Annotated in this window: 14 protein-coding genes and 1 pseudogene; 5 read left to right on the forward strand and 10 right to left on the reverse strand. The window is 54.5% G+C overall.

Annotated elements, in window-relative coordinates; all coding sequences use genetic code 11:
- Nucleotides 1-2 precede the first annotated feature (2 nt).
- From AC2FFF_RS15175 to AC2FFF_RS15210, 8 genes and pseudogenes are all read right to left on the reverse strand, one after another.
- Nucleotides 3-932 (reverse strand): annotated as a pseudogene (locus AC2FFF_RS15175) (NAD(P)-dependent oxidoreductase); the annotation flags it as partial.
- 98 nt (nt 933-1,030) lie between these two features.
- Nucleotides 1,031-2,035 carry a Gfo/Idh/MocA family protein gene (locus AC2FFF_RS15180; RefSeq protein ID WP_496751068.1) on the reverse strand — a complete coding sequence of 335 codons (1,005 nt, stop codon included), beginning with the start codon at nt 2,033-2,035 and terminating at the stop codon, nt 1,031-1,033.
- Nucleotides 2,032-3,534, reverse strand: coding sequence for a UxaA family hydrolase (locus AC2FFF_RS15185; RefSeq protein WP_271946137.1), 1,503 nt, complete (start codon nt 3,532-3,534; stop codon nt 2,032-2,034). The genes AC2FFF_RS15180 and AC2FFF_RS15185 overlap by 4 nt, the downstream gene beginning before the upstream one ends.
- Nucleotides 3,535-3,558: 24 nt before the next feature.
- The gene (locus AC2FFF_RS15190) at nt 3,559-4,509 is read right to left on the reverse strand and encodes a phytanoyl-CoA dioxygenase family protein (RefSeq protein ID WP_282021400.1); all 951 of its coding nucleotides are present in this window, start codon (nt 4,507-4,509) and stop codon (nt 3,559-3,561) included.
- Nucleotides 4,510-4,519: 10 nt separating this feature from the next.
- Nucleotides 4,520-6,142: a TRAP transporter large permease gene (locus AC2FFF_RS15195; RefSeq protein WP_142634770.1), complete on the reverse strand. Its 1,623-nt coding sequence runs from the start codon at nt 6,140-6,142 to the stop codon at nt 4,520-4,522.
- On the reverse strand, nt 6,142-6,984 hold the full coding sequence (locus AC2FFF_RS15200) for a TRAP transporter small permease subunit (protein ID WP_246097147.1): 843 nt from the start codon (nt 6,982-6,984) through the stop codon (nt 6,142-6,144). The genes AC2FFF_RS15195 and AC2FFF_RS15200 overlap by 1 nt, the downstream gene beginning before the upstream one ends.
- Nucleotides 6,985-7,000: 16 nt before the next feature.
- A complete protein-coding gene (locus tag AC2FFF_RS15205) occupies nt 7,001-8,170 on the reverse strand; it encodes a mandelate racemase/muconate lactonizing enzyme family protein (RefSeq protein WP_142634768.1) in 1,170 nt (389 codons plus the stop codon).
- A 79-nt stretch (nt 8,171-8,249) separates the two neighbouring features.
- Complete coding sequence (locus AC2FFF_RS15210) at nt 8,250-9,263, reverse strand: TRAP transporter substrate-binding protein (RefSeq protein ID WP_142635164.1); 1,014 nt, start codon at nt 9,261-9,263, stop codon at nt 8,250-8,252.
- 198 nt (nt 9,264-9,461) lie between these two features.
- On the opposite strand from AC2FFF_RS15210, the gene AC2FFF_RS15215 reads away from it, so the two are divergent.
- On the forward strand, nt 9,462-10,112 hold the full coding sequence (locus tag AC2FFF_RS15215) for a GntR family transcriptional regulator (RefSeq protein WP_142634766.1): 651 nt from the start codon (nt 9,462-9,464) through the stop codon (nt 10,110-10,112).
- Here the strand turns inward: AC2FFF_RS15215 and denD are convergent.
- Nucleotides 10,109-11,077, reverse strand: a complete 969-nt coding sequence (gene denD, locus AC2FFF_RS15220; protein ID WP_142634764.1) for a D-erythronate dehydrogenase — start codon at nt 11,075-11,077, stop codon at nt 10,109-10,111. The two genes, AC2FFF_RS15215 and denD, sit on opposite strands and share 4 nt — an antisense overlap.
- Nucleotides 11,074-11,958 carry an NAD(P)-dependent oxidoreductase gene (locus AC2FFF_RS15225; protein ID WP_142634762.1) on the reverse strand — a complete coding sequence of 295 codons (885 nt, stop codon included), beginning with the start codon at nt 11,956-11,958 and terminating at the stop codon, nt 11,074-11,076. Before AC2FFF_RS15225 ends, denD begins: the two co-directional genes overlap by 4 nt.
- Nucleotides 11,959-12,148: 190 nt before the next feature.
- On the opposite strand from AC2FFF_RS15225, the gene AC2FFF_RS15230 reads away from it, so the two are divergent.
- From AC2FFF_RS15230 to AC2FFF_RS15245, 4 genes are read left to right on the forward strand one after another with little or no spacing between them, the layout of a single operon-like run.
- Nucleotides 12,149-12,907 carry an SDR family oxidoreductase gene (locus AC2FFF_RS15230; protein ID WP_142634760.1) on the forward strand — a complete coding sequence of 253 codons (759 nt, stop codon included), beginning with the start codon at nt 12,149-12,151 and terminating at the stop codon, nt 12,905-12,907.
- Nucleotides 12,904-14,700 (forward strand): IlvD/Edd family dehydratase, encoded by a 1,797-nt coding sequence (locus tag AC2FFF_RS15235; RefSeq protein WP_496882989.1) that lies wholly within the window; start codon nt 12,904-12,906, stop codon nt 14,698-14,700. The genes AC2FFF_RS15230 and AC2FFF_RS15235 overlap by 4 nt, the downstream gene beginning before the upstream one ends.
- A gap of 11 nt (nt 14,701-14,711) precedes the next feature.
- A complete protein-coding gene (locus AC2FFF_RS15240) occupies nt 14,712-15,560 on the forward strand; it encodes a fumarylacetoacetate hydrolase family protein (RefSeq protein ID WP_281994835.1) in 849 nt (282 codons plus the stop codon).
- Complete coding sequence (locus tag AC2FFF_RS15245; RefSeq protein WP_496751063.1) at nt 15,553-16,476, forward strand: 2-hydroxyacid dehydrogenase; 924 nt, start codon at nt 15,553-15,555, stop codon at nt 16,474-16,476. The genes AC2FFF_RS15240 and AC2FFF_RS15245 overlap by 8 nt, the downstream gene beginning before the upstream one ends.
- Nucleotides 16,477-16,482: the final 6 nt, after the last annotated feature.

Below are 16,482 nucleotides of genomic sequence, written 5' to 3' on the forward strand. Positions count from 1 at the left end.
GATCAGGTGTTGAAACGCTTGACGTAGTAGTCAACCATCTGGCTGACCATGTCGTCCGCCTGACCGTGGTCGCGCGCGTCAATCAGCGCCGAAAGCGCGCCCTGCGACATCACGCTGGTAACGCCTGCCTCGCGTGCCATGCGGTCATAATACCCAAGGTCTTTTGCCGCGTTCTTGATGGCAAAGGCCAGCTGATTTGGGTCATCCTCGACGCCGTAGGCTTTGACGAAATCCATCATTCCGGAATGCAGCGGCCCTGCGGCCATAACGTCATACACCTGCTTGCGGTCAACACCGGTAATATCTGCCATGGCAAAGGCTTCGGCCATTGCGTTCGCGACGGTCATTCCGAAGAAGTTGTTGATCAGCTTGATCGTGTGTCCGGACCCAACGGGGCCAAGGTAAAAAACGTTTTCGCCCAAGTCTTTCAGTGTCGGCTCGGCCTTGTCAAAGTCAGCCTTGTCGCCGGAAGTCATAATGTTGAGCTTGCCCGCTAGCGCGTGCGAAGGCGTACGGCCAAGCGGCGCATCAAGATAGCTTCCGCCGGCTGCGGCAACCTCCTCGGCCAAGGCGCGTGTGCTGCCTGGAAGCGAAGTGCCAAAGTCGATGACGATCGCCCCGGGTTTCAATCCCGAAATCACTCCATCTGCACCGCGCATACGGCCCTCGACCTGTTCGGAGGTACCCATGCACAGCATCACGATGTCACTGGCCTGAGCCAGCTCGTGGGCGTTTTCCATCTCGCGGGCGCCTCGGTCAATCGCGGCGTCCAGGTATGTGCGGTCGCGGTTTCCCAATACCGTGACCGAGTATCCTTGGTCCAACAGTCGGTTCACCATGGCTCCGCCCATTAGTCCCAAGCCGATAAACCCGATTGATGGTTTGCTCATTGGTTTCCCTTTCCGTAAATGTCTCTGGTTTTCATTCTTGTGTCTGGCGCGGGCGGTTTTGAAGTTCGGATGCTCATATTGCCCGGCGTGTAATCATAGGTTTTTGGGTGGCCCGGTTCTTCGCCGGGGCCGGATTTCCTTCAGGTCGGTGCCCGCGCTCGAGCTGACCGCGCTTTTAGCCCCTGTTCTATCCGTGATGTGACCTCGAGCGTCCGGGCCGCATCCTCGACGTCGATCAACGGTGAGGCGCCGTCGATCACGTCAAGGAAGTGATCCAACTGGGCCTCCAGCGGCTCGCGTTTCTGTTTCGGTCGTAGAAGTTGGTCTTTTTGGGCCGCAGTGCCCCAATCCTTTCCACACCACAGGGTCATGGAAGGAAAACTTACAGCGCCCTTGGTTCCAGTGATCCACATCATGTCCTGTCGGGTTGTGCCGATATTCGGGTTTTCGCCGGTTCCGGCCTCAAACCCCCAAGGGCTGGGTGCGGTGTCGGCAAAGCTGATAGTGCCCGTTGCGCCGTTTTCGAACGCGATCGCGATAGCCCCGCTTTCTATCCGACCTGATCCGCGGATCGACGCGCCAGGCAGGGCGACGACATCTGAGATTTCTCCGATCACAAAGCGCATGACATCGATATCATGCACCAGGTTGATCATGACTGGGCTGCCATCGAAAGTCCGCCAGTTCTGTTCAAAATAACTCTCGGGTTTGCGCATGGCCCACAGCAACGAGACGTTGATAACTTGTCCGATCGTACCTTGCGCGATCACCTCTTTCAGTTGCTGCAAGGTTGTGTGATAACGCCGATGGTGGCCTACAAGGCTGCGGACATTAGCCTGGCGAACGGCCGTCTTCAGGCGCAGGGCATCATCGACTGATGCGGCAACCGGCTTTTCGATTAGCATGTGCCAACCGCGGGATGCGGCCAGAATGCCATGTTCTGCATGCAGGCGGGTCGGCGTCGCAATGATGACGCCATCCACCGGGTCCTGCACCTCGTCCACACTAGCAAAACGCGGCACGTCTATCTTGATCGAGCCATCTGGATCGGCCAACCCGACCAACATACAGCCGGGATGCTCAATCACGGCGCGGACGTGGCGGATACCGATCAATCCACCGCCGGCTACAAGGATCCTTTTCACATCACCGCTCCGATTTGCCAGGGAACGAATTCGTAGTCACCCAAGCCCTGCGCCTCGGACTTGGTCCGCGCGCCCGAGGCGACTTGGAGCAGCCGTTGGTATATTTCCCGTCCTTTTTCTTCGACGCTGGTACCTTTGGTCAGAATGTCGCCCGCATCCACGTCCATGTCTTCGGGCATGCGCGCTGCCAACTCAGAGTTAGTAGCGATTTTCAGCGTGGGTGCCGGTTTTGACCCAAATGCAGAGCCGCGTCCCGTGGTGAAGCACACAAGGTTGCACCCGGCCGCGATCTGCCCGGTCACCGAGGCCGGGTCATATCCGGGGCTGTCCATGAAGGTGAAGCCTTTGGCGGTGATGGGTTCGGCGTATTTGAATACACCGGTCAAAGGGGTGGTTCCGCCCTTCGCCGCTGCCCCCAGCGATTTCTCAAGGATGGTCGTCAGACCGCCTTGCTTGTTGCCGGGGCTTGGGTTGTTGTCCATCGAACCGTGATTGCGAGCGGTATAGTCCTGCCACCAATCGATCAGTCCGATCAGTTTGTCCCCAGTTGCACGACCAAGGGCGCGGCGGGTTAAAAGGTGTTCGGCTCCATAGATTTCGGGCGTTTCCGCAAGGACTCCTGTGCCTCCTTGGGCAATCAACAGGTCGCAGGCATGTCCGAGCGCAGGGTTCGCGGTCACACCTGACCAAGCGTCCGAACCACCGCATTGCAGCGCAACCATCAGTTCGGACGCCGGGGCTTCGCTGCGCCGCGCTTCATTGGCAAGGGGCAGCATCTGGTTGATCTTGCTGATGCCCATTTCCACGGTCCGGCGCAATCCGGCGACGTTCTGGATGTTCATCGTATGGAAGGTGGGGCTCTGCTTCAGCCCATACGCGTCCAACAGCCAGTCGATTTGGTTCATCTCGCAGCCCAGACCGACCATCAGAACAGCAGCGTGGTTGGGATGTTTCGCAAACCCCCACATGACCCGTTGAAGAGCTTCGAAACCGTCGCCAGAGTCGGCCATTCCGCAGCCCGTTCCGTGGACAAAGGCAACCACGCCGTCGACGTTCGGAAACTCTGCCAGCTTGTCCGGTGTGAAGTGGTTGGCAATCATGCGGGCCGCAGTCGCCGAACAGTTCACGGTGGTCAGAACCGCGATGTAATTGCGCGTACCGAACCGACCGTTGTCCCGGTGGTAGCCCATGAACGTATCGACCGAGGTGGCGGGTTTCATGGGCCGGTGGTCCGTCGCAAACTCGTAGTCCACGCTGGTATTACGGAACTCGATATTGTGGGTGTGCACATGGTCGCCAGGTTCGATCCGTTGGGTGGCGTAACCGATAATCTGGGCGTATTTTCTGACCGGATCACCGGGTGCAAGCATACGCGTGGCGACCTTGTGTCCCGAGGGGATGCGCGCATTGGTCGAGACATCTTCGACCATACTACCGGCCTCCAGCGGCCGAGTTGCAACCACCACGCTATCCATTCGATCTAAACGTACAAAAGTCATAATCAGCTTTCTTGGCGGCAGCAGCTAGGCGCAGAACGGCGAGTCCGATGTCCACCGGTGAATATCTATATGCGGCTGTCCGGACAGCCTTGCTCGTGCCGCTTCCCAATTGGACTTGCAGACGCGCCAATCTCGCAGCTCGGTTTCGGGGTGCGATCTGGACCTCGCGATGAAGCTGGGGAAATGATCTCGACCGGTGGGTTGGCCTGTCGCACTGAAGCGGATGTCGAACGACCAGCGGAACCGGTCCGTTTCATTGACCAGCGAAGCATGTGGCGTCAGAGGGTGAAACAGGATGATCCCGCCTGCCTTGACAGGAAGGGGCACGGCTCGGCCTTCGTCAATGAACCCGTCGGCAATGCCTGTCTGTGTCCGCGCGCAATGCGGCAGGATTGATTGGTCTTGTGCCTTTGGCAGCACTTGCAAGCAGCCGTTTTCAACCGTTGCATCGTTGACGGCAATCCAAACCGTGACCATGTCGGTCTGGTCCGCATCCTCCAACGCAACCGCCCGGTCCTGATGCCAGTCCGTTGCGGTGATGTGCGCGCGCACCTCGTCCTTGCACAGCTTAAGGGCAGGGGGCTTCAGCCGAACGTGCTGGATCGGATTGCTGACCAACTCTGGCCCGATCAACTGCTCGACAACGTCAAGCATGGGCTGGGCCGTCAGCAAGTCGAACACTGCGGGCCCAATATGTAACGGTGTGTCCGCCATGATCCGATCGCCGGGCAGCGAGATGTCCAGCGGCTGGAAATAGTCGCAACCGGCCTGATAGGCGGACAGAAGTTTGTCCCAGAAGGTCATTCTCGACGGGTCGTTCTTGACCAGCCCTTTGTTGTACCAACCGTCATAGAGCCGGTTCAGGACATCCGAGTATTCGGCCTGTACCCGATCCAGGACATCGCCGGGAATTACATCCTCGACCACAAGGTATCCGTCCGTCCGGAACTTGCCAATCTGATCTTGTGTCAGCATGGGTGCAACCTCACAACAGCAGCGCGATGATGCCCGGCCAGATCAGAAGAACGGAAAGCGCCAGCAACTGGATCCCGATGAATGGCAGGAAGCCGCGGAAGATATCCGTCAGGCTGATATGCGGCGGGGCTACCGACTTCAGGTAGAACGCGGCCGGTCCGAAAGGTGGCGAGAGGAAGCTGACCTGCATGTTCATACAGAACACGACGCCGAACCAGATGGCGACATGACTCGGCTCTAGCTGGCCAAAGACCCCGATTTCCTCAATGGGAAGGCGCAGGACGATCGGTAAAAAGACCGGAATGATCAACAGAACGATGCCGACCCAATCCATGAATGCGCCCATGAACAGCAAGATCAGCATCATCACCAGAATGACCAGCATGGTCGGCAGCTCCTGGCCGACGATCAGGTCGGCCACGTATTGGGGCCCGCCAGCAATGGTGTAGGCACCCGCCAGCGCGGCGGCCCCGATCGTAACCCAGATAATGGTACCTGTGGATTTTAACGTCCGCATCAAGCTGTCCCAAACCAGCTCAAACGATCCCTCGCCCCGCAGGATAGCGATGATCAGGACGGCGAAGGCGCCCATGCCTGCTGCCTCGGTGATGCCTGTGATCCCGCCATAGATCGAGCCGAGAACGACGCCGATGACGACCAGCGGTGCAACGAGGCCTTTGCCCATTTCCCACCCTATTTTGGCGCGCTCTCTGCCAAAGACGAAGAAGATCAGCAGTAGGGCGACGATCGTGATGCCGGCAAACCAGGGCAGGTAGTCAGCTGTCCCCAGCCGCGCTGGTTCACCCTGGCTGGCAGCGTTTGATCCGGAAAGCTCGAAGAACGCAGCCCGGATAAACAGAACGGTGGAAAATCCGGCGACGACGATGCTCATGAAAGCCCCAAACAGTTTGCGTTTTTCAGCCGGTTCGGGGTCGTTCGGGTCCGGCTCCGGCAGCGGAGCGTGATGAGGATTCAACTGCGTGCGGATGATGATGTACAGGATGATCATTGAGGCCAACATGAAGCCGGGAATGAAAGACGCGGTGAACAGCGACTTGATCGAGGTTTCGGTGATCAGCCCATAGATGATCAGAACGATCGAGGGAGGGATCATAGTGCCAAGCGACCCCGAGGCGCAGATGACGCCGATCGCGAGATTCTGATCGTAGCCGAGGCGCAGCATCTGGGGCAGGGCGATAAGGCCCAGCAGGACAACCTCACCGCCGATGATGCCGGACATGGCCGCCATGATCACCGCCATGATCGAGGTCACGATTGCGATGCCGCCGCGTGTTCTGGACAGCCAGACATTCAACGACGAATACATGTCCCGCGCGATCCCGGACCGCTCTAGCAGCGACGCCATGAAGATAAACAATGGAACTGATATGAGCACGTAGTCCGTTAAGAGCCCGTATATCTTCTGCGCCAGGATATAGAGCGGCCCAGTGCCTGGTCGACCGGTGAGAACCCCGTCGCCGAATGAAAACGGGTTCAAAAGCAGTGTCGGTTCAAACTTCAGGACCAGAACCAGAACAGCAAGAGAAGCCGAGGCCAGACCCAAGGGCATTCCGATCGCCAGAAGCACGATCAGGGCGACCATCAGGATGAGTGAGATTGTTCCAATATCCATCAGTCTTGTCCCACCGCTCGTTTGATCATTTCAATTTCGTCTTCGTCCGGTTCATCTGTGTGGATTTCCGGTTCTTTGTTCCAATCCGCGATCAAGTTCAAAATTGCTTGCATTGCGACGAGCGTAATCACGATCAGCACCATCGGCTGCAACGTCGCCGGGATCGGAGGATTGAAGGCGGAGCCATAAAGCTCCCATTTATAGAGCTTGTTGACGAACACCTGTTTGTAGCTGCCGTAGACCAGAAAGAAGGCAAACAGTACGATCAGGATTGTCGAAACCGTATCAAAAACACGCTGAAGCCAACGTGGAACTGCGTCGTACAGCAGGAATATTCGAATGTGACTGCGTTGTTGCATGGCGTAGTAGCCAGACATCAAAAACACAAAGCTGGCGAACCAGAGTGTCATTTCGTTGGCCCACTCGGTCGGCTTTTCCAGGATATAACGCATGAAGACTTCGTAGAGCATGACGACAGTCATGATTGCGATCATCATCATGGTAACTCGGCCTATGAACAGGGCGAAACGATCCATAACCGTCGAGCCTTCGAACTCCATTGTCGCTGGGCGCACGGTCTTGGTGCCAAACACTGCAAGAAACGGTAGAAGGACGAGCGCGGCCACGTCGATGATGTCGACATACCCCCCGAACACGCCAGGTAATTCGGGCGTGACGTCGCTGCGCAGATATATTTCCGTTACCTGGCTTTTGAGGGATTCAGAGGTGTAAGGCAGCCAATCCAATAGGAATGCCGGGAGATGCCAAACAAGCCAACTGGCAGTCGCGACGAAGGCCAACGGTATGAGCCATTCAATTGGTCCGCCTGAATTCTTGTGCATCGCGTAACCCTCGTCCCTATCCTTCGATCCTGTAGTGATCGATAAAGTCTCGATCCGGCTCGACCCCCAGTCCGGGGCCAGTCGGGATCATGACACGGCCGTTGTTGGCCTTGACCTGATTTTGAATTTCCAGCGGTACGGTCAGCAGATCGTCCCGAAACTTGTTGTCCGTCGTGTCGAACTCCAGCATAGGCTCCCAAGGATGCAAGCCGCCTGGAATTGGGGGCATGGCCGCCAGTAAATGCAGATTAGTTGCGACAGCGATGGCGCTACCCCAGACGTGATTTACGACCGGAGTGAAATGTGCGTGGCATAGTGCTAGTATCCTGAGATACTCTGAAACACCGCCCAAAGCGCATACTTCTGGCTGCGCTATATCGATGCCGCGATTTTCAAGAAGATTGCGCCAAGCCCAGCGATTGAAAACTGCCTCCCCGCCCGAGATGTTGACTTTCAGCGAAGTGCGCAATTCGCGGTACCCGTCAATGTCTTCTGGCGCGACAGGTTCTTCGAACCAATATACGTCCAGTTCTTCCAACGCCCGACCGACAAAAAATGCGTCCGAAGTCGTATAAGCATGGTTTGCATCGACCATATAAGGAAAGTCGTCACCAACTCCGCGTCGAACTGCTTCGCACAGCTTCACATCAGGCTTCGGGCCAAAGCCCGTTTTCATTTTGGTGGCGGTAAATCCCATTTCTTTGATCTTTGCGGCTTCCTCCTCAAAACGGCTGGCCAGACTAGAAATCGGTTCATCCCGAAGCATCATGCCGTAGCCGTAGCAAGGAACGCTTGTGCGATGCGCGCCGCCGACAAGCTTATGGAGGGGGAGGCCAGAGATTTTGCCGGTGATATCCCAAAGTGCGATGTCCACCCCGGACAAAGCCTGTATTGGCATTCCGCTTTGGCCATGGTCTCGCAGAAGGTTGTACACCTTGTGCCAGATCACGTCTTTGTCCAAAGGGTCCATGCCAAGGACCAATGGTTGGATTACCTTTTCTACGATAGACTTGTTGGCAATGGCTACGTTTCCGGGACCAAAACACTCCCCCCAACCGGTTACCCCTTCATCTGTCTGAATCTCGACCAGATGGGTTGTACGCTTGTCATAATACTGTTGCGAATAGCCCAAAACTTCCGGCATGTCGTACTGCAGTATGTGACTTATTATTCTGTTGATTTTCATGAAGTTCTGGATCCCGGCGCCAATCCGGAGGGGCCGCTAGTGCGGCCTCTCCGTGCGTCGTAATTCGGTCGAAGCCTGACTACTGCATTGCTCCCAGGTCACGCAGGAAGTTGATGTGGCTTTCCAAAAGCGCCTGTGCCTCAGGGGTCGTCGCGAATTCAGTCCAACCGACCTGAACGGCCGCGCGATACGCTGCCAGGTCTTCAGGCGACCATTCGTACAACTGAACACCTTTTGCTTTCAGGTCTTTTGCAGTCTGAGCGTTCTGCACTTCATTGATTGTGGCATTGTGCAATGCCAAGCTATCCATTGCGACTTCCATGATCTTCTTGTGGTGCGCGGGCATAGCTTCCCAAACTTCTTTGCGACAGGCTAGGTGATCTGCCGGCATCGAGTGAAAACCGGGATAGTTTGTGTGACCTGCGATCTCGTACAGACCCAGTCCCACGTTGTTAGTCAGGTTCGCGGCATCCGCGCCATCAATGATACCGGTTTCCAAAGCCGTAAAGATTTCGTTGAAGTCCATAACGATCGGAGAAGCACCAAGTTCCGCGAACACTTTGGTCGCAAGGCCTGGAGGGGAGCGGAATTTCCAATCTTTGAAGTCGTCCACTTTTGCAATCGGCTTGGTCGAAGAAAGCGACTCCGGCCCGGGAATCCACCATCCGATGAACTCCATGTCGTAGCCGTTGTATAGATCATTCACAGCTTCTCTTCCGCCGCCATGAAGAAGCCAAGCCATTTGCTGATATGGGTTCTGATACCCGCCGAGCAGGTCGCCCGCAAACTGGAAGGCCGGATTTTTACCGGTCTGATAGCCGCCGCCCGTCATGTCGCAGTCCAAAATCCCCGTAGCAGCGGCATCGAAGGTTTCAACTGATTTGACCACCGAAGAGGAATAGAACATTTCAACTTCGATTTCGCCGTTCGACATCTCCTGAATGTCTTCAACGAATTTTGCAGCCATCTGACCAGAAAGAGTTTCGGGCGAAAAATGGGTTTGAATTCTAAGTTTCGTTGTTTCAGCCATCGCGAAACCGGCTGCCATTGTCGTGGCTACGGCCGCCACGGCCGCTGTCTTGACTATTTTCATGGTGTCCTCCCAGACGTTGAGCATTGCGCTTAGTGGGAGATCTTGTCGCCTCCGCTGCTGTCACGCAGATAGACGTTAAGCCGACGAATCGAATGCAACAAGAAAAATTTGAAATTTCTAAAAATTTCGAGATTATTGCATAAATTCGAAAAATTGCTTACGACGCTACTTGGACAAAAATTGAAGGCGCATACCTGGATGAAAGAAGAAATCGATATTTATCAAGACCTTAAAATGCGCCTAATCTCTAATGGATTTGAGCATGGAGCCAAGGTGAGAGCCGAAGAACTTCGTAATGAGTATGGCTGTTCTGCGAGTGCGGTTCGGGAAGTCCTTTTTCGTTTGGCCGCTGTTGGATTGGTGGACTTTCAGGAACAAAAAGGTTTCCGCGTGCCGATGCGTTCGCCGCAGAAGCTTATCGAATTGACACACGTCCGTGTTTTGTTGGAGGCCGAAGGCACTGCGATGTCGATCCGCAATGGCGGAGTGGATTGGGAAGCAAGATTGACGGCCGCTCATCACAAACTTAGCCATATCGAAAAACGCATACACTCCACAGACGACCCGAGCGGCCTTATCGAGATATGGTTTGCCTCGGAGAAGGAGTTTCACCAAACGCTTATTTCTGCCTGTGGCTCGGAAACCTTAAAACAAATGCATAGCCGAGTTTACGCGCAATTCAGACAGCAATTGATGGTGGCAGATCGGAACTTTGAGTTCATTTCTCAAAACATAAGACACCATGCCGATATACTTGAAGCAGCATTGTCAGGGGATGAGCAGTTAACACGAGAAAAGATTCACGATCATCTGAAACGCCACCTAACTGGAAAGACGATGGGCGACTAAAGCCGAAAATCGTCTTCCAAATACACCTGAATGATTTCGTCGAAGCTTGATTCCGCCTTGAACCCCAACTCCCGAGCGCGATCTGTTTGAAAGTCGCGCGGCCAATTCTTGACTATTCGTTCGATTGCCTCGTCGGGTTCTCGCCTGATGAGGCCAACTGCATCTTGACCGGCCACATCGCGCAGCGCTTCGATTTGTTCGGCGACGGTGCAACTTACGCCCGGCATGTTTAATGCGCGTCTGTCATTCAAAAGCTGCGTGTCCAGTGTTGCTGCTTGGGTCAAAAAAGTCGCAGCGGCGCGGGGGCTGGCGTGCCAGTGGCGAACAGTTACGGCAACTGGTAAGACAGCCTCATCCCCATTCAGTGGCTCTCGGATTATACCTGAAAAGAAGGAAGAAGCGGCAGCGTTGGCCTTGCCCGGGCGTACACACAAAGTGGGCAAGCGCAAGGAAATACCGTCGATGTATCCTTTCCTGCTGAAATCCGTGATCATCAACTCAGACGCTGCTTTCTGCGCTCCGTAACTGGTCAAAGGTGCCGAGAGGAACTCATCGCCAATCTTTTCAGGGAACGGTGCTCCGAAAACTGCTATGGACGAGGCAAAAACCAGACGAGGCGTGTACTCGCCTCCTGATGCCGCGTGTTCATCTCTGAGTGCATTCAGCAGTGCCCAGGTCGCCATAAGGTTGACATCCCAGCCCAACGCAAAGTCTTTCTCAGCTTGGCCTGAAACGATAGCTGCAAGGTGGAATATGACGACCGGGCGCTGAGCTGCAACAGACTTGGCGATGCCTGGCGCAGTCAAGTTCCCCACAATTTGCTTACCTGGCGCACTGTCGAGCGGGAACGAGAGATCGAACAGTGAGATTTGGGCTTCTGGTCCAAAAGTTTCTTGGGTCGAAATTCTATGAGCCAGTTTCTGGCCCAGCATTCCTCCACCGCCTAACACAAGGATCCTCGTCACAGCATCCCGTTCCGTTTTTTAAGTTCCAAATACAAGGCCGAATGATCCAGCTCAGCCCCATCCATTTCGTTTATCAAATATTCGAAACGGTCGCGCACAGATTGGGTGCTGGGTAGCTCAACGCGAAGGCTGCGCGCTTCCTCTAGTGTGTTGTCCAAATCCTTTATTTGAAACTTAGACAAACCTCCGGGTACAAAATTTCCGTCAGACATGCGTTCGCCATGTTGTTGCAAAATAATGCTATCCGCAAAGCCCCCCTTCAGCGCGGCCCTCAACGCGGTTGGGTCTGCACCGCCTTGCTGAGCCAGTAGTGTCGCTTCGGCGACAGCAGATATTGTCACAGCGACAATTGTTTGATTGGCCAATTTGCACAATTGACCGGAACCACTTGGGCCAACATGCACAGGCCGGCCTATTGCTGTCAGAACCGGTCGCACGCGCTCCATAACGTCCTTATCACCACCGACCATGATCGCAAGGGTGCCAGCTTCGGCACCTTTGGTGCCACCGGAAACCGGGGCGTCCAGATGCTGCACCCCCATCGAGGATAATTGCGCGGATTGCTCTCTGGCGTGTTCGGGTTTAGCGCTGGACATATCAATCCAGATCATCCCCGGTTTGAGTTGTTCGCGGAAAGCCTCGTCAGAAAGTAGCGCGCCGGTCGCGTACCCATCCGACAGCATGGTTACTATTACGTCTGCACCCGAAACCGCCAGCGGGGCAGTTTCCGCCAATGTCGCGCCTTCTGCCGTCAACGGTTTTGCCTTTTTCAAGCTGCGGTTCCATACGGTTAGCGGAAATTCGGCGCGCAAAATATTCCTCGCCATAGGAGCGCCCATCAGGCCGGTTCCCAATAGAGCTACTTTGAACTGCTTGCTCATAATCCTCTGTCCTTCCGAAGGTGCGCCACGCATGGTTATGGCCAAACCAAAATCTCTGTCATACGCTAACGGCTCTGGGCCCACATGCCAGAAGTCGTTGCAAATCCGCCAAGGTTTCTCTGCTTCTCGCTTGATCTGTGGGACGAAGTAACACTTGTCCAGTCGCCACTTTTAGGGTCGGAAAATATATATGTCAGAGAGACTTAAGGGAAAAAACGTCCTGGTCACAGCCGCCGCGCAAGGGATCGGACTTGCAAGCGTAATTGCGATGGCAAGAGAGGGTGCGAAAGTCTATGCGACGGATATTAACCCTGGAAATTTAAATTTGATTCGCGATCAGAATCACGAAAATCTCGAAATTTTCGAGATGGATGTGACGAATAATGACAGTATTCATCATGGGGTCGCGCGAGCGAAGCCGGACGTTTTGTTCAACTGCGCCGGGTTCGTGCATCACGGAACGATTCTGGATGCGACCGATGAAGAATGGGACTTCGCCATGGACCTTAATGTGCGCTCAATGGTGCGCACGACAAAGGCTGTATTGCCGGGGATGCTAGAGCGCGGAGGAGGCTCGATAATCAATATGTCTTCCGCACTGGGTTCCATAATCGGTGCGCCAAATCGTTGTGTATATGGAACGACAAAGGCTGCTGTTGTTGGGCTGACTAAATCAGTAGCCGTGGACTTCATAACACAAGGAATTCGGTGCAATTGCATTTGTCCGGGAACAGTCGACAGTCCCAGCTGGCGTGACCGCGTAGATGCGTTGGGAGAGCAACTGGGCAGCAGAGAAGAAGCCCTTGCACAATTTGTGGCGCGTCAGCCTATGGGGCGTGTGGCGAAGGCAGAAGAGATTGCCGCATTGGTCGTCTATCTGGCGAGCGATGAAAGTGCATTCACCACAGGACACACGCACATAATTGACGGGGGTTGGTCAGGCCAATGACAAAAGTATCAAAAAACGATTTGCGATCTCGCAAGTGGTTCATGAATTCTGAGAACCTTGAGATGACTGCATTGTATCTGGAAAGATACCTGAATTACGGTTTGACCCGTGAGGAACTGCAATCAGGCAAACCGATCATTGGCATTGCCCAGACCGGCAGTGATTTGAGCCCCTGCAACCGGCATCATATCGAATTGTCCAAACGTGTTCGCGATGGAATCATCGCCGCCGGGGGAACGTGCATCGAAATACCGGTCCATCCGATACAAGAGACCGGTAAACGGCCAACGGCCTCACTCGACCGCAACCTGGCTTATCTGTCCTTGGTTGAGAGTCTATTTGGGTATCCGATTGATGGCGTTGTTCTCAACATTGGTTGCGACAAGACCACGCCCGCACTTCTTATGGCCGCTGCGACTGTCAACATCCCGGCGATCGCCCTGTCGGTCGGCCCCATGCTCAACGGTTGGTGGAAAGGTGAGCGCGCCGGATCAGGAACGGTTATTTGGAAAGCGCGCGAAGACCTTGCGGCTGATGAAATCGACACCGATGAGTTCATGGAGATCGCAGCCGCCGCGGCACCTTCGGTGGGTTATTGCAATACGATGGGGACAGCAACGACCATGAATTCGCTTGCTGAAGCCTTGGGAATGCAATTGCCGGGATCAGCAGCCATACCTGCCCCGTATCGAGAGCGCGGTCAAATCAGTTATGAAACAGGTAGACGCATTGTGGACATGGTCTGGGAGGATTTACGCCCCAGCGATGTGATGACACGTCAGGCTTTTGAGAATGCGATTGTCATAAACTCGGCGATTGGCGGATCGACGAACGCGCCGATTCACCTGAATGCAATCGCCCGGCATCTTGGTATTCCATTGAACAACGATGACTGGCAGAAACTTGGCCACGAAGTTCCTCTGTTGGTTAACATGCAGCCTGCGGGCAAATATCTGGGCGAAGATTACCAGCAGGCCGGGGGTGTTCCCGCCGTTGTCGGAGAGCTTCTTGATGCTGGATTGCTGCCGCATCCCGATGCGATAACGGTGAACGGTAAGACGATGGGCAATAACTGCTCGACGCGCCGGTCTCAGAATAGCGACGTAATCAAGCCTGTCAGTAGCCCGGTTAAGCAACAGGCGGGGTTCATCAATCTCTCGGGCAACTTGTTCGAGAGTGCGATTATGAAGACATCTGTGATCTCACAGGCATTTCGAGAGACCTACCTGTCGAACCCGGATGATCCTAATGCATTCGAGGGCAGGGCGGTTGTGTTTGATGGGCCCGAGGATTTTCACCATCGGATCGATGATCCCGCAGAAAAAATAGACGCAAACTGTATTCTGATTATGCGCGGAGCAGGACCAAGAGGGTACCCAGGTGCCGCAGAGGTCGTGAACATGCGACCACCTGCATATTTGTTGAAACAAGGCATCGAAGCCCTTCCTTGCATCGGTGATGGCCGGCAATCCGGCACATCAGGAAGCCCGTCTATCCTGAATGCTTCACCCGAAGCAGCAGAGGGCGGTGGGTTGGCCTTGGTGCGAACTGGCGACCGACTGCGCATCGATCTAGGTAAAGGCACAGCAGATATGCTGGTTTCGCTTGAAGAACTGCATGAACGCGCTCGCGATCTGGAGGCAAAAGGTGGGTATTCAATGCCGCCCAACCAATCCCCGTGGCAGGAAATATTTCGCGAAAAAGTAGATCGGTTGGATCGCGGTATGACGCTCAAAGGTGCAGAAAACTACCGCGATATTGCGCGAGGCTTCATGCCACGCGACAATCACTAAAAGGAAAAGAAATGAAACTAGTTCGTTACGGAGCCGAGGGCTCGGAAAAGCCTGCCCTGGTCGACTCTGAGGGGCATTTGCGGGATCTGTCCGCTCACATCAATGATATCACCGGCGAGATTTTAGATGACGGAACTCTTGATAGTCTGCGCTCATTAGATCCGAGTAACCTGCCAATTGTGGAGGGTGATCCTCGTATCGCACAGTGTGTCGGTGACATCGGTAAATTTCTTTGCATCGGATTGAACTACTCGGACCATGCTGCAGAAACCGGCGCAGATATTCCCGAGCATCCGATCCTTTTTTTCAAGGCAAACTCAGCCGTCATAGGTGCCTATGACGATGTTGTTATGCCGCGGGGGTCTACACATACCGACTGGGAATGCGAACTAGGGGTCGTCATCGGTAAGACGGCCAAATACGTTTCCAAGGCCGACGCACTCGAATATGTTGCGGGCTATTGCATCGTAAATGACGTGTCGGAAAGGCATTTTCAAACTCAACTGACCGGTCAATGGACCAAAGGAAAATCGTGCGACACATTTGGCCCTACCGGCCCGTGGCTAGTGACCCGGGATGAGGTGCCTGATCCTCAAAGCCTTGGAATGTCACTGGATGTAAACGGTCAGCGCATGCAAACCGGGAATACTGCTACGATGATCTTTTCCGTTACCGAGATCATAGAGCATCTAAGCCAACTATTCACACTGCACCCCGGTGACGTAATTTCAACTGGAACACCGCCCGGTGTTGGAATGGGGATCAAACCGGAGCCAATTTATCTGAAAAAAGGCGACGTCATGGAGCTTCGCATCGATGGGCTTGGTGTTCAGCGGCAAAAGGTTGGTCAAGATGACTGACTTGTTGCAAATCGGAGGGATCACTGAACGGATGCGAGAGCGCCTGTCCGCAGTGTTCGACATTCATCAATTGGACAATTTCAACGCTGAAAGTGTTACGCATATTGTAACGAACGGACATGATGGTGTTCCCCATGACCTGATGACATCACTCAGTAACCTGAAGATGATCAGTGTCTATGGGGTCGGTTACGACGCTGTCGACGCAAATGCTGCGGTTGAGCGTGGGATTGTTGTTACGCACACACCCAATGTTTTGAACAAAGAAGTCGCTACCACCGCCGTTCTGCTGTTTCTGTCATGTTATCGAGAGCTCATACGTGACGATGATTACGTTCGGTCCGGACGGTGGGAAGTTGAAGGTAATGCCCCTTTGACGCGATCAGCGGACAATCAAAAGATAGGCATTCTTGGTCTTGGTCGCATTGGTCAGGCGATCGTTGATAAGTTGGAGCCGTGGGCCCCCGAAATTTCTTATCACACCCGCAATCAAAAGGATGTCCCGTACCCGTATTTCGACAATTTGGTTGAAATGGCAGAACATGTGGACGTCCTCATATGCATCACGCCCGGCGGTCCTTCGACCAACAAGTTGGTCAACGCTGAGGTGCTGCACGCGTTGGGGGCAGGCGGCACTCTGATAAACGTTAGTCGAGGTTCGATCGTCGACGAAACTGCCCTCATTAATGCATTGCAAAACGGTGAGCTCGGGTGGGCAGGGCTTGATGTTTTCGAGGACGAACCGCGTGTTCCAAAAGCATTGCGCGAGCTGTCCAATGTCGTTCTGCTCCCTCACGCTGGTAGCGCGACTATTGAGACGCGTGCAGCTATGGGTGACCTAACTGTCGACAATCTCCTGCAACACCTTAAGGACGGATCGGTGATCACAGCTGTGCCGGAATGCAGAGATCTGTAAAAGGCC

This window comes from Ruegeria sp. YTSA226 (genome assembly GCF_059609905.1).

What these genes read in the sequence shown, in the direction of transcription:
- AC2FFF_RS15235 (WP_496882989.1), top strand. Translation starts at nt 12,904, where the DNA reads ATGACAAAAGTATCAAAAAACGATTTGCGATCTCGCAAGTGGTTCATG.
- AC2FFF_RS15205 (WP_142634768.1), bottom strand. Translation starts at nt 8,170, where the DNA reads ATGAAAATCAACAGAATAATAAGTCACATACTGCAGTACGACATGCCG.
- AC2FFF_RS15215 (WP_142634766.1), top strand. Translation starts at nt 9,462, where the DNA reads ATGAAAGAAGAAATCGATATTTATCAAGACCTTAAAATGCGCCTAATC.
- AC2FFF_RS15190 (WP_282021400.1), bottom strand. Translation starts at nt 4,509, where the DNA reads ATGCTGACACAAGATCAGATTGGCAAGTTCCGGACGGACGGATACCTT.
- AC2FFF_RS15185 (WP_271946137.1), bottom strand. Translation starts at nt 3,534, where the DNA reads ATGACTTTTGTACGTTTAGATCGAATGGATAGCGTGGTGGTTGCAACT.
- AC2FFF_RS15230 (WP_142634760.1), top strand. Translation starts at nt 12,149, where the DNA reads ATGTCAGAGAGACTTAAGGGAAAAAACGTCCTGGTCACAGCCGCCGCG.
- AC2FFF_RS15210 (WP_142635164.1), bottom strand. Translation starts at nt 9,263, where the DNA reads ATGAAAATAGTCAAGACAGCGGCCGTGGCGGCCGTAGCCACGACAATG.
- AC2FFF_RS15195 (WP_142634770.1), bottom strand. Translation starts at nt 6,142, where the DNA reads ATGGATATTGGAACAATCTCACTCATCCTGATGGTCGCCCTGATCGTG.
- AC2FFF_RS15240 (WP_281994835.1), top strand. Translation starts at nt 14,712, where the DNA reads ATGAAACTAGTTCGTTACGGAGCCGAGGGCTCGGAAAAGCCTGCCCTG.
- AC2FFF_RS15245 (WP_496751063.1), top strand. Translation starts at nt 15,553, where the DNA reads ATGACTGACTTGTTGCAAATCGGAGGGATCACTGAACGGATGCGAGAG.
- AC2FFF_RS15200 (WP_246097147.1), bottom strand. Translation starts at nt 6,984, where the DNA reads ATGCACAAGAATTCAGGCGGACCAATTGAATGGCTCATACCGTTGGCC.
- AC2FFF_RS15225 (WP_142634762.1), bottom strand. Translation starts at nt 11,958, where the DNA reads ATGAGCAAGCAGTTCAAAGTAGCTCTATTGGGAACCGGCCTGATGGGC.